The organism is Candidatus Methylacidiphilales bacterium, from assembly GCA_030054035.1.
Taxonomy (GTDB): domain Bacteria; phylum Pseudomonadota; class Gammaproteobacteria; order JASGCS01; family JASGCS01; genus JASGCS01.
Map to the genome: position 1 here is coordinate 305,627 of JASGCS010000001.1, position 13,920 is coordinate 319,546.

The 13,920-nt window shown below is 33.2% G+C and carries 12 protein-coding genes; 3 read left to right on the forward strand and 9 right to left on the reverse strand.

All coding sequences use genetic code 11. The features are described 5' to 3' along the window. Positions 1–20 precede the first annotated feature (20 nt). Together QM538_01585 and QM538_01590 are read left to right on the forward strand one after the other, a co-directional pair. A complete protein-coding gene (locus tag QM538_01585; GenBank protein MDI9347180.1) occupies positions 21–278 on the forward strand; it encodes a ferredoxin family protein in 258 nt (85 codons plus the stop codon). Then, complete coding sequence (locus tag QM538_01590; GenBank protein ID MDI9347181.1) at positions 268–2,697, forward strand: PD-(D/E)XK nuclease family protein; 2,430 nt, start codon at positions 268–270, stop codon at positions 2,695–2,697. Before QM538_01585 ends, QM538_01590 begins: the two co-directional genes overlap by 11 nt. Here QM538_01590 and pnp read toward each other — a convergent pair. Continuing rightward, positions 2,694–4,787: a polyribonucleotide nucleotidyltransferase gene (gene pnp, locus QM538_01595; GenBank protein ID MDI9347182.1), complete on the reverse strand. Its 2,094-nt coding sequence runs from the start codon at positions 4,785–4,787 to the stop codon at positions 2,694–2,696. The two genes, QM538_01590 and pnp, sit on opposite strands and share 4 nt — an antisense overlap. Positions 4,788–4,842: 55 nt before the next feature. After that, on the reverse strand, positions 4,843–5,103 hold the full coding sequence (rpsO, locus tag QM538_01600) for a 30S ribosomal protein S15 (protein MDI9347183.1): 261 nt from the start codon (positions 5,101–5,103) through the stop codon (positions 4,843–4,845). Between the two features lie 94 nt (positions 5,104–5,197). Here rpsO and QM538_01605 point away from each other — a divergent pair, with 94 nt between their 5' ends. Beyond that, entirely contained in the window at positions 5,198–6,007 is an 810-nt protein-coding gene (locus tag QM538_01605) for a hypothetical protein (GenBank protein MDI9347184.1), read from the forward strand. On the opposite strand, the gene QM538_01610 is transcribed toward QM538_01605, so the two are convergent. The 7 genes from QM538_01610 to QM538_01640 are packed head-to-tail and all read right to left on the reverse strand — an operon-like array spanning position 5,988 to position 13,900. Then, complete coding sequence (locus QM538_01610; GenBank protein MDI9347185.1) at positions 5,988–6,965, reverse strand: malate dehydrogenase; 978 nt, start codon at positions 6,963–6,965, stop codon at positions 5,988–5,990. The genes QM538_01605 and QM538_01610 overlap by 20 nt on opposite strands. An 11-nt stretch (positions 6,966–6,976) precedes the next feature. Further along, positions 6,977–7,720 carry a 3-deoxy-manno-octulosonate cytidylyltransferase gene (gene kdsB, locus QM538_01615; GenBank protein MDI9347186.1) on the reverse strand — a complete coding sequence of 248 codons (744 nt, stop codon included), beginning with the start codon at positions 7,718–7,720 and terminating at the stop codon, positions 6,977–6,979. Positions 7,721–7,722: 2 nt separating this feature from the next. Continuing rightward, positions 7,723–8,718, reverse strand: a complete 996-nt coding sequence (gene lpxK, locus QM538_01620; GenBank protein MDI9347187.1) for a tetraacyldisaccharide 4'-kinase — start codon at positions 8,716–8,718, stop codon at positions 7,723–7,725. Between the two features lie 8 nt (positions 8,719–8,726). Then, the gene (locus QM538_01625) at positions 8,727–10,469 is read right to left on the reverse strand and encodes an ABC transporter transmembrane domain-containing protein (GenBank protein ID MDI9347188.1); all 1,743 of its coding nucleotides are present in this window, start codon (positions 10,467–10,469) and stop codon (positions 8,727–8,729) included. A 9-nt stretch (positions 10,470–10,478) separates the two neighbouring features. Beyond that, positions 10,479–10,892, reverse strand: coding sequence for a biopolymer transporter ExbD (locus QM538_01630; GenBank protein ID MDI9347189.1), 414 nt, complete (start codon positions 10,890–10,892; stop codon positions 10,479–10,481). A 9-nt stretch (positions 10,893–10,901) separates the two neighbouring features. After that, positions 10,902–11,498: a MotA/TolQ/ExbB proton channel family protein gene (locus QM538_01635; GenBank protein MDI9347190.1), complete on the reverse strand. Its 597-nt coding sequence runs from the start codon at positions 11,496–11,498 to the stop codon at positions 10,902–10,904. A 32-nt stretch (positions 11,499–11,530) separates the two neighbouring features. After that, positions 11,531–13,900, reverse strand: coding sequence for a DNA internalization-related competence protein ComEC/Rec2 (locus QM538_01640; GenBank protein MDI9347191.1), 2,370 nt, complete (start codon positions 13,898–13,900; stop codon positions 11,531–11,533). Positions 13,901–13,920 lie beyond the last annotated feature (20 nt).

Here is a 13,920-nt window from a genome sequence, read left to right on the forward strand (position 1 = left end):
ATTGTGTAGAAGTGTGTCCAGTGGATTGCTTCCATGAAGGTAACAACATACTGGTAATCAATCCAGATGAATGCATTGATTGCGCGCTATGCGTACCAGAGTGTCCAGTAGAAGCAATTGTAGCTGATGAAGACATTTCAAGCTCACAACTAGAGTTTATTGAAATTAATAAAAACCTATCTAAAACTTTACCTGTCATAACTAAAAAGAAACCAGCGCCACTAGATGCTGACGCATGGAAGACAATTAAAGACAAAAGAAAATTACTTGAGTTATAAAAAAATTAATGCGCCAGTTCAATCGCATTTCATTGAATTAGTTGCTGATGAAATTTTAAAAGCAACATCCACTGTTGATACTGTAGTAAATTTTAACTCGATATTAATACTAAGTGAACATGGTAATTTAAATCATGCGTTAGCAAAGGAAATACATAGAAAAAGCGCAGTTAAAATAATCAATGGCTATAATCCAATCAGCCTAGATACTTGGATAAGCCTACAACTTTCAGAAATAGAAAATATAATACCTAATCATATTTCAAAACTATTACTCGCAAATTTATTAACTAATTATAAATCAGTATTAGCTAACAACGATCCATTAACTGTTGCTGATTCGTTGCTATATTTTTTTAACCAGATAACAATATCAAATTATTCAGAACATACATTATTTCAACAATTCATAGATAAAGAAATAGCAAATGGTAGCGCACAAGAAACTAAATTAATATTTATACTTTGGGATATGTGGAATATATATCTAAAAGCTAATAATATAATCACTCTTGAACGCGCACTTCAGTCACATAAAGACCACCTCATTAATAAATTTGATAATTATAAAACGATTTTTATTATTGGATATCCATTATTACACGCATATCATGCAAATTTAATCGAGATAGTAAGCAAGAAATCGGTAATAACTCATTTTGATATTGACTGGAATAATGAATCTAACTTGAATAATTATGGGTGGTTTACAACATGCCTAGACCCTTCTATTTCACTACAAAAGAAAATTAAACTTAATGAAGATACCTATTCACAAGCAACAAACCATTGCTACTTTAATTTTTTTGATGAGAAAGAAACTATGATCCAAAGTTGTATTAATTCAATTATTGAATTAATAAATAACTCAGATAATCCGATTGCTATTTTGTGTGATGACAGAAAGTTATTTAGAAGATTGAGAGCGCGATTATTTGAAAGCGAAATCACAGTTATTGATCCATCGGGTTGGCCTATTTCTACTCTACCAACTGGTACTTTGTGTCATGACACCCTAGTGGAGATGCTTATGCAACATAATCCAAAAGAGAGCTACTCGTTCTCTAATTTAATTACTAAACTAATTACGCAGTTGCAACTAAACATTAGTATAATCAAAGATGAGTCAATAAATGTACTATTAATAAATTTATTACAATTAAATCCACATCTCAATCAATTTCAAATTACTGGTTCAATAGAACAATTTACACTCTGGATCCATTCGATACTTGAGCAGACGTTATATAAATTTGCAAGCACAAGATATGTGAATGTGTTAGCGTCAAAATACAGTTCAATTGCCTATCTAGAGAACCATCATATTCTTTTACTTGGTATTCGCAACATCTATAGTCCAAAAATATCATTTACTAATATTTTTCTTAATGAAGCAACACGTAATCAATTGCATATTGCTACTGATGCAATTTTATATAATCAACAAATTAATTACTTGAAGAGAATTTTATCTGTGTCTCAAACAGTTAATTTTTATAATGTGCAACAAGGCGAAAACGATGAGCATGCGCTATTTGATCAGGGTCGTATTTTACTAGATTGTTTAGATAAAAATAATATTAATAATTTCATACGAGACGGTAATCAAATAAACAGTATCCAAACTAATAATACAAAACAAATTGCTCTCCCTGCCCACGCTCCTTTACCAAACATATTAACAGTAAGCGATTTAACCATGTTATTAACTTGCAGTGCGCAGTTTTATTTTAATAAAACCTTAGATTGTGAAAGAGTTATAGACACCGAAGAAGTTCAGAATAAAATCACTTTTGGTTTATCATTTCATGATGCGTTACGAATATTTCATCAAACGAGAGACTTGGTGTCAATACTGCATACTGTTCACACACAAAACGATCGAAGAAATTACATATTTAAACTATTGCTAAAATCTTGGCGCTGCTCTAACAATAATTTGCAATCAACATATAGCAATTATCTTTGGAAAGAATTTGCAGCAAACTACGCTTGTGAAATCTCTGAATTAGGAGACCAGCTACAATCAATTTCAAGTGAGCAAACAATAAGCCTTAGATTTGGAAATATCACTATTAAAGGGGTTATTGATGTTTTATTTACATTGAAGGACAATTGTTTATGGCTAGGAGAATTTAAAAGTGGAATAACTCCAAGCGAGCATGAATTGCTGCATTTAAAAAAACCACAGCTACTTATTTATGGCTACTTACTTGAACAGAAGCCAAGTAAGTATGTGATGTTTGGGATAAACAAAACACTTTCAATAGACGCTGTTAAAACTGTCGATTCAATGAAGGAATTACACAGCAATTTGACTGCTGTAAGAGAAAATACGGCTTATAGAGTAGTTCGTGTCTCAAACCAAAAAATTTGCAATAATTGTTCTGTGCGAACTACTTGTAAACCAACTATTTAAGGATTTTCTGTAACATCTCGCATTGATAAACGCACTCTACCCTGTTTATCAATTTCTAAAACTTTAACTTTGACTTTATCACCAGTTTTTAACACATCATTCAAATTTTCAATTCTTTCTTCAGAAACTTGTGAGATATGAACCAAACCATCTTTTCCAGGCACTACAGAAACAAAAGCGCCATATTCCATAATCCTTGCAACTGTCCCATCATAGACTTTACCAACTTCGAGGTCTGAGGCTATGGCTAAAATTCTTCTTTTCGCTTCCTCGCCTGCGATTTTATCAACAGAAGCTATATGAACTGTACCGTTATCTTCGACATTTATATCAACTCCAGTTTCCTCGGTAATACTTCTAATGGTAACTCCGCCTTTACCAATAATGTCTCTAATTTTATCAGGGTTAATTTTTATCGTTATGAATCTTGGGGCGTATTCGGAAACATCTTCTCTAGGTTTACTTATACTAGAATTCATTATATTTAAAATGTGAATTCTTCCTTTTCTTGCTTGTTCTAGTGCTGCCGATAAAATTTCAAAGGTAATACCATTTATCTTAATGTCCATTTGTAATGCGGTAATTCCTTGTTCTGTTCCGGCAACTTTAAAGTCCATATCACCTAAATGATCCTCATCACCAAGAATATCACTTAATACTGCAAATGAATCACCCTCTTTAATCAAACCCATTGCAATCCCAGCAACGGGACTGGTTATCGTCACCCCTGCATCTAATAGTGATAGTGTAGCCCCACATACAGTTGCCATTGAGCTGGAGCCATTTGATTCCAGTATATCTGACACCACGCGAACTGTATAAGGACATGAATCAGGATCTGGCATAACAGCAGCTAGGGCACGCTTTGCTAATTTACCATGGCCGATTTCTCTTCTTCCAGGACCCATCATTTTTCCAATTTCACCAGTAGAAAAAGGAGGGAAATTGTAATGCAAAAGAAATCTGTCTTTTATTTGCCCCTCTAACGCATCTATTGACTGTGCGTCATGTTCGGTACCAAGCGTCGTCGCAACTAAGGCTTGGGTTTCACCTCTAGTAAAAAGAGCTGAGCCATGAACCCGAGGAAGTAATCCTACTCGTATTGAAATAGGCCTTATCTCGTCAAGCTTTCTACCATCAATTCTAATTTTATCAGTTAGCGCCTTTGATCTAATATAGGTATACTCTAAATTTGAAATTATTGTCAATATTTGTTGATTGCTCACTGGAAAGGAAAAATTCTGTAATTGTATAGCGGCAACAGTCTCTAAGCGTAATTGTGCAAGTTTTTTTTGTCGTTCCTGTTTATCAAGCAATGCATAGGCAGCTACGATTTTATCCATGGAGATTGATTCAACAGCATTACAGAGTTCTTGTGGCTCATCACTCTTATTCCAAGAAAATAGGGGTATTTCTACTGGAGAAATTGCAGATTCTAAAGCCCTGACAAAACTGTTAATTTCTGAATGGGCGAAAAGTAACGCTTCGATCATCTCCTTTTCACTTAATTCTTTAACTTGTGATTCGACCATCAAAATAGCGTCTTTAGTTCCTGCAACAACTAAATCAAGCTTTGATTTTAATAATTCAGTACGAGTTGGATTCACCACAAACCCACCTTCAATATAGCCAACTCTAACTGCTCCGAGTAGCGCAGAAATAGGCAACCCTGATATAGAACAAACCACTGAAGAAGCAAGCATCGCAACAATATCAGGATCAATTTCAGGGTTTAATGAAACAACATTGCAAATTATTTGAACTTCATTATAAAATCCCTCAGGAAAAAGAGGTCTAATTGGTCGATCTATTAATCTGCTCGTTAGAACTTCTTTTTCACTTGGCTTGCTCTCTCTTCTAAAATAACCGCCAGGTATTTTTCCACCTGCATAGGCTCGTTCTTGATAGTGCACTGAAAGAGGAAGAAAATTTTGTTCAGATGACACATGATGGTTAGCAACTATTGTTGCCAGAACCACGGTATCATCAATATTTACCAACGCAGAAGCTGTGGCTTGACGAGCCATTTCACCGATTTCAATTTTGGCTTGACGATTACCGATTTGTATACTAAAGGAATGTTTTTTCATAGAATAATAATAAAAATTAAATTGTTAAAGGGATGGAAAACGACAATATTGCCAGTTAACCACGAATTTGTAGTTTTTTCACAATACTGGTAAAACGTACATGGTCGGCGCGTTTTAAATATTTTAAAAGTTTCTTTCTTCTTTGAATTAATTTAAAAAGACCATTTTTTGAATGGTTGTCTTTGGGGTGTTTTTCAAAATGAGAGACTAGGCTTTTGATATGCTCACTACAAATTGCAATTTGCACTTCAGAAAGACCTGTATTTTTAGAATTACCAGAATATTCTTTTACTAATGATTCCTTTGAAAATTGCATATTTTCTCTTCCTCTCTATGTTCATGTAAGCTTTTTATCTCAGTAATTATACCACAATTATAAGTAGGTATACTTAAGTATAATATGCAAGATCATGGAGTCTTTTCCTAAAGTTTTCAACCCCACAAACTATGCGATTATTACTGTTACTGGAAAAGACAGTGGATCATTTTTATTTAAACTTATTGCTGGAAATACACCGAATCTTGATCTGCAGGTAGCGTTTGTGGTTTTTCTCAATCATCAAGGCAGAATCTTTAATTTTGGACATATAATTAAAATCAACAGTGAAGAGTACCGATTACTGATTCCATATGACACTTTAGAGCTCTTTGTTTCCTATTTGAACAAAATGAAATTTAGATCTCATGTGTCGATAACTTCAACAAAAGCAAATATTTTAATTTTAAATGAGCAAGAAGCATCAATACATCAAGTTGCCACTTCAAAAGATAATGAGGTTGAGATTCGCGACTATGGATTATTGTTTACATTTGGAATGAACATAGGGCATTGTATACTTTTCAATAATGAAAAAGAGTTTTCACTTTGGTTAGCCGATCAAAAACTTGCCGAATTTATAAACACAACTGTAGCATTTAATGCTTGGTGTATCTACAATTCATTTCCAGTGTTTTCAACTGAAATGATCAATACCTTTCTAGCATTGAGAATATTACCAGAGGAAATCAAAAATAAAGCAATCTCACTAAAAAAGGGGTGTTATCCTGGACAAGAAATAATAGCAAGGACTACTTATTTGGGATCAAATAAGTACTCATTAATTACTCTTGCATCTAAAAATTTAATAGATAGCAATTTAGATATTTTAATTAATTCAGTAAATTTCAAAGAAACAGACTATATTTTAGTGGCAAGAAAAATTAAGGAATTAGATTCTTAACAATATCTCGCTCTTCAAGCAACTCTTTCTCAGTTGCTTTTATACGCTCTGCTTGGAAATCATCAATGGAGAGATTTTTAATAATTTTAACTTTTCCTTTATTTATTTTAATTGGAAATGAAAAATAAATATCATTTGCAACTCTGTAAGCGTTACCATTACTTAACACTCCCATACTCACCCATTGTGAATCACCAAACACCCAACTTTTCATGTGATCAATAGCAGCACTGGCCGCTGAAGCCGCGCTTGACGCCCCTCTTGCTTTAATAATAGCTGCGCCTCGTTGTTGAATTTCAGGAATAAATGTATTTTTGACCCAAGAGCTATCTAAGATTGTTTTTAATTTTTTTGTTTTATAAAGGCCATATGTAGTGTCAGGAAATTGAGTGGCTGAGTGATTACCCCAAACTACTACTTGCTTTAAATCAGTTGCTCTACATCCTATTTTTTGGGCAATGCTGGCATAGGCTCTATTTTGATCCAAGCGCATCATTGAAGAAAAATTATCATGCTTTAATTTTGGAGCATTTGCCATAGCAATTAAGGTGTTGGTGTTTGCGGGATTTCCAACCACTAGTATTTTTACATTTTTTTTAGCAACCGAACTCAAGGCCTTGCCCTGAACTTTAAATATATTAGAATTTTCAATCAGTAAATCATTTCTCTCCATCCCAGGACCTCGAGGTTTGGCTCCAACTAAAAACACTATTTCCGCATCGGCAAAGGCAATTTCAGGATTATCTGAAACAGTAACACCTTGCAAAGTTGGGAAAGCACAATCCTCCAACTCCATAACAAGACCTTTAACTTTATCCACAACTTGAGGCACTTCCAGTAAGCTGAGTTGTACAAGTTGTTTTTTTCCAAATAATTCACCACTTGCAATTCTAAAAACCAGCGCGTATGCAATATTTCCGGCAGCGCCGGTGACTACTATTTTAATTGGTTTTTTCATATTGTGTCTCCTTATTGTTTTTTTATTTTACTATATTTAAATCTTTCAAAATCTTCAATAGTGTCTATACCACCATCTAACTCATCGTGATAAAAAGATATTTCAATAAAATCTCTATACCATAGCGACCTCAATTGTTCTAACATTTCTGCTTGTTCAAGATAGGATGGATGATACGATAAGAATTTGCGTAAGTATGATACCTGATAACAATATATACCGAGATGCTGCCAATATTGGATTGAGCATTGTGTATTTCTTACATAGGGTATAGGATGCCGGCTAAAATAAATTGCTCTATTATTAACATCAGTAATAACTTTAACTACATTAGGGTTATTTAATTTTGTATGATCAAAAATTGGTGCAGCAGCAGAACTCACTTGAATTGACTGCTTTTTTTTAATCATATTTTGGGCTACTAATTCAATAACCGTACTTGGTAAATGAGGTTCGTCACCTTGAACATTGACTACTATTTCATCATCTTTAAGTTCCAATAAACTACAGGTAAAGGCGACTCTTTCTGTGCCGCTTTGCAGAGAAGATGGTGTCATAACACATACTGCTCCAAAAGATTTTACGACTTGTTCAATTTCTTCATGATCAGTGGCAATAATTATATTGTTTGCAGTAGTTTGTTGGCACTGTTCATAAACATACTGTAATAATGTTTTACCATTAACCGTTAATAAAAGTTTTTTTTCTAATCTCGTAGACGAATACCGAGCTGGAATTATAATAGTAAATGACATGCTTATATTTTACGCAACTTATTTGTAATAAATGTTAGAAGTTTGCCTTCAACATTATAGTGTAAACGAGCTACCCATACATTACTAGGGAATGTAGCTGGATCAAATCTATAATAATCCTTTTCAGAAATAACTGTCGCTAGTTTAGACGGGAAATGTTTGCTAATATCAAAAGATTCATGGTCCTTATACATAAAGCATTCCTGGACAATTATTGAGGAGTTATTCAGCGCTTCAATAAACCGAAAAGGTTTTGCAATAGCAACCAATACACGAACAGGAAGTTTCCAATCAGCTACAGGTATTTCAATTTTTGATTGAGTCTCATAAAAAGAAATAATTCTCGAATCAGATAAGGCTATTTTATTCATATATGGAAATAAATAGTTAGGGACTTCGGCTTTACTGTCAGCATGAACCACCACCTGATCCGCTTTACCTAATCGTGAAATTCTCTCTCTAAACGGACCTGAGGGTAATACGTAAAAATTATTAAGATTTGAGCAATCTATAGTGACTATAGAAACGGTACTTTGGAGTTTTAAATATTGAAACCCATCATCGCTGATAATACAATTACAATTATTCAATCTTAACAATAACTCTATTGATTTAACTCTATTTTTACAAACCACAACTGGAATGTTACAGGTTAAGTAAAGCATAAATGCCTCATCGGAAACCAAATTATGGTCACTCGAATTTGTTACTAGAATAGGATTAGAAGGTGAATGAGGGTATCCTCTAAGAATAATTGCCGGCCTGTAGCCTTGTTGAATTAAATGCAAGGCAATCAATCGAACTAGTGGTGTTTTGCCATTACCGCCCAATGTAATATTACCAATGGTAATTACGGGAATTTCAGGAATATAGGTAGGTAGTATTTTTTTTGAGTAAAGTAATTGACGAAGACTAACAATAAAATAATAGATGCAAGCTACTGGAAGTAGCAAAAAATGAAAAAGTGAAGGTTTACTCCAAATAAAACTTTCACGCATAAAACAAATTATTTTATCGCAGTCATACACAAATGATGGTAGAGAGAACCATTGGCAAGAAGGTCTTCATGAGTACCTACTTCTACAATAGTGCCTTGATCCATTACCACAATCTGGTCTGCCAATTTAGTTGTTGACAATCGATGGGCGATAACTATAATTGAACTTTGCATTTTTAATGATTGTAACGCTTCTCTAATTTCTCTATCCGACTCATTATCTAAAGCAGAAGTTGGCTCATCCATTAAAATAATTTTTGACTTTTTCAAAAATGCCCTTGCGATAGACAGTCTTTGCTTTTGTCCTCCTGATAAAAATTGGCCATTTTCTCCGATTACTGAATCATACCCATCTGGAAGATTCATAATGAAAGAATGAGCGCAAGCTTTTCTACAAGCTTCTATGACCATATCATTACTGTAGTTACTTAACTCTCCGTATGAAACATTTTCTATAATAGTAGAGTCATTTAAAACAATATCTTGCCCAACATAAGATATGTGTTTTCTTAAACTTGATAGGGTGAAAGATTGAATAGGAGTATCATCAATTAAAATCTCACCGGTTTGTAATTCATAAAATCTAGGAATCAAATTCATAGTAGTTGTTTTTCCACTCCCCGATCTCCCAACCAGTGCCACGATAGTATTTGGTTCAACTTTAAACGAAACTGAGTTTAAAATCGGAACAGAATTATGGTATGAAAAACAAACCTGTTTAAACTCAATTTTGCCTTGTATTGAATTAAGTGTTTTTGTACCTGTGTCTATTTCATGTTGGCCCTGCATAAAAGTAAAAATTAATCTACCTTCTTCTAAAATAGTATAGTATGTTGAGCTGAAATCAGACAGCCGTTTCAAAGGTACTAATGTCATAAAAAGTGCAAATAAAAATGAAACGAAAGCCGCACTAGTAATTTTCTCACTAAAATAATCAACGGTCGAAAGATAAACAATTCCAATAAATACCACCATTACAGTAAATTGCATAACAGGTGAAAGCACTGATTTTAACAAGATTGCTTTTGCACCATTTTTAAACATAGCAATACATAATTTTGAAAATTTACTACTTTCATAATTTTGAGCATTATAAATTCTAATTGAGCGATATCCTTTAACAGTCTCAATCAATTTAGAAACAACTAATGAATCTATTTTCTGAATTTTGAGAGTGTTTTCTTTGAAAAGTTTTCTTGAAGAGACAAATAGTAAGATCATAAAAGGAACAGCAATTACTATGGATAAACTTAAAAGTAAACTTTGATATAGCATAACCCCAATTAACCCTAGGATAGTAAAAAAATCTTGGAATACTATCACCACTGACTGAGAGGCTGCCTGTGACATAGAATTAGTTCTTGTTATTACCATTGAAATAATTTCAGATTGCCTATAAGAATCATAATTTTTTGAAGGCATTGTCATCAAATAATTAAACAAATCTACTCTTATATTCGAGACAATTTTTTGACCGATCCATGTCAGGTGATAGGTTGAAAGAATCATTGACACAGTCCTTCCAACAAAAAAAAAGAGCAAGATTAATGGTGCTAAAAAATTTGATTTCGATTTAAGTTCAATAGTAGTAATGACATCCTCCATCATTTTTGCAAATCCTGCATTGGTGATTGCCACAAGAATTAGTGAAATAATCGCAATAATATATTTCAAGCGATGCTCTCGCGTGTAAGAAAATAATTTCAAAAGCACTTCTTTATTAGTTAAATCAGGTGTTGCTTTGTTGTCCATATAGCAGTCTTAAGGTTGGATGGTTACAATTCCTATTGCGCCAACTTTTAAAGTATTGGATGCTGCGATAGTTTGAACTACAGACTGATGAGGGGCCCTGGCGTCAGCTTGAATCATAATTTGATAGCTACCAGAATCGCTTATCATTTCTTGGCGCATTGCTTTAACCAGCGCCTCAGTTGCTTGTGGTTGTACGATACGGCCATCTAAATAAATTTTTCCTTTAGTATCAATTTGAATATATATTTTTTTTAGATCACTTCTCAGTGGAGAAGAAATGGCTTTAGGTAACTGAATAGATAGGCCAGCCTGCTTCTCAAAAGTAGTCGTGAGAACAAAAAAAACTAATAACATAAAAACCACATCAACAAGTGATGTTAGATCAATACGAGGTGTCTGAGGTTTTTTATTAGTGAATTTCATTTTGAGCTATCAACTCAACACATCTAATAATCTAGTTGCTTCTCGTTCCATAGCTAAGACTATTTCAGATATTTTATTTAGAAATATTTTGTGAAAAACGAGAGCAGGAATAGCCACCAGTAAACCACCTACTGTTGTGATAAGTGCTGTTGCGATTCCCCCCGCAAGCTCCTTTGAACTTGCACTTGTTGATAATGTAACAGTTTGAAATATTTCAATCATTCCAATCACGGTGCCAAGTAACCCTAAGAAAGGCGCTATGGAGACTATTATTTCAAGAATATATAAAAACTGTTCAAGTTCTGAGGTTACCTGTCTTCCAACATCTTCAAGTCGTTGCTGGATAACAAAACGAGGCTGATTACGATATTCTAATCCTGTAGCCAGTACTTTTCCTAAAAGCGATGAGTTTTTTAGTGTTTCAATTTTATCCTTAGTAATGTCATTGTCCTCAACCCATGTCCAAACTTTTTCGATAACCGACCGAGGGAATATCCGGTTTTTTCTTAAAAAGACAAAACGCTCTATCACTATTGCACTTGCAATAACAGAGCAAAGAACAATGGGCACCATAACCCAACCACCAGATTGAATAATCTCAAGCATATTTCCTACTATTATAATACGAAGTTTAAAAACTAATAACGCATTGGATATTTACTAATCATACCTCCATATTGAAAATGGTCAGATTGCCATCTTGTAAACATTTCAAATCTCAAGCAATTTCCAGAGAAATTTAAGTCATGAACTGAAATTCTAATCATTCCACACCAAGCGCTATTCATAAAAGGAATTTTTAAATGTGCTAAAGTTCTCATGGTATCATTGTGAGGAAATCTATATCTATTTTTAATACCAGATGATATTAGAGCTAATGAAGGTTTAAGGTTTTTTAATAAGCTAGCGTGGCTTGAGCTTTTGCTTCCATGATGACCTAGTAAAACAATTGTAGATTTCAAATCGGGATAATATTTCATTAGCGCAATCTCACCTTTAATTTCTAAATCACCTAAAGCTAAAAAAGATAAGTTGGTGCCCTTAACCAATAGGACACATGAATGATTATTAGTGGCACGATCTTCTATTAATGGAAGAGGTTGAAAAATTGTAAAAGTAACTTTATCCCATTGCCAGCTATTAATTTCACTACAAGTAGTGGATAAATTCTCATCAGTGATATTATGTAAATATGTATGTTTTGTGTATGGATCTGCTACCACGATTTTACTAATTAACGCATGTTTGGTTAAATACCCCAAACCAAAGGCATGATCAGAATCTCCATGTGAGGCTATAACCATAGAATATTGTTTGATTCGTCTAGAACGACTATAGGGATGAACTACCAACTCTGCATAACTTTTTTTAAAATATGAATCTCCAACATCGTACAGTATTTGGTGATTAGCGGTTTCAATTAATATTGATTGACCTTGCCCAACATCAAATATCGTAATAGTGAAATATCCAGGTAGTATTCTAGAGTTAGAATACGCATACCATAAAATTAAAGCAACGCATATTCTAATAGACATCCAAATAGTTATTGGAGAAACTAGAATATTTCCAATTAGAACTAACATTATCAAAACATGAGGTATTGAGACATTGGGTATTGCTAATAGAGTAAAATTGTTGATGGGTATTTGTTTAAGTAGATATTGAAATAATTCAGATGTATAAGTAAATAATTCAATAATTATTAATGCGTTAGTGTCAGTAATTAAATAGTAAATAAAATTAACAAATGCTAAAGGCATTAGGATAAATTCGACAAATGGTATCGCAAATAAATTACTAAATGAACTTAAAGTCGCATATTGATTAAAAAATAAAAGTGCGATAGGAAATAACAACACTAACAATATAACTTGCATTCCTAATAATTTAAAAATAAGTGAGTATGATTTAAAATGTTTACCAATCAACACAATAATCATAAACGCAACAATACTAAACCAAGTACCGACTAATAAAAAGCTCGTCGGGGAATAGATAAGCAAACAGATAGAGCATAGTAGCAATAAAAATGATAATGTAGTATTTCTTGATAGCATTAATGAAGCGGTGATAAAACCAAAAAATAAAAGCGCTCTGGCTGTTGGTATCGACAATCCGGATATGAGAGAATATAAAATTACAATTATCGCAGAAAAGCCAATGGCAATAAATGTGACAATATTACTTTGTCTAAAAATAAAAAACATAGATAGTAAAAGAGAAATTAATGAATATGACATAATTCCGAGAGCGCTTATGTGAGAACCAGAAATTGAAATTAGATGAATAGTTCCGGTTTGATTAAACAAATCCCATTGCTCATCGGTAAGCAACCTTGTGTCACCAGTAGTAAGTGCGAGTAGCAAACTATCAACTGGTTTATTGAGTGATTTAATTGAGTCGTAATATGACTGCCTAATTGATGTTATTTTTGATTTGATAGAAACGCATGGTTTCTTTTCTTTAAGTATCAGAACAATTCCTTTTCCAATTTTTTGTTGAGCAAAAGCAATTCTTTCTAAATCAATGTAACCGACATTTTTTACTTCACGAGGAAATGATATTTTAGTCACTACAGAAATACAATCACCAATGGTAATTTTATCTTCGCTTGCGGAGCGAAGTGTTACATAGAGTGAAGGGTAATACCCTACTTTTTTACTTTCAATATTAGTAATTTTCAATGTGAATGAATGAGTATATGAATCGTAGCCAGTATTTGTGTCTACTGTAATCAAACCTGTTACAATTCCAGATAGATTAATTATAGTATCTTCTGGAATATAGCTTTTTATTTTTTCATAAGTAACCACATAGTGAAATGATAAAACGAATCCAATTATAAAATAAAACCATACACTTTTAATAACTACACAAACTATCGCGATAATAACAATCAAAATAAGAACAAAAATGAAGTTATATTGCAATGGTATAAAATACGGAAGCAATGATCCTGCGATCAGCATAAAAAGTGCGCCAGAATAAAATCTAGATGAAGACATCTTCACGATTTTAATAAGCG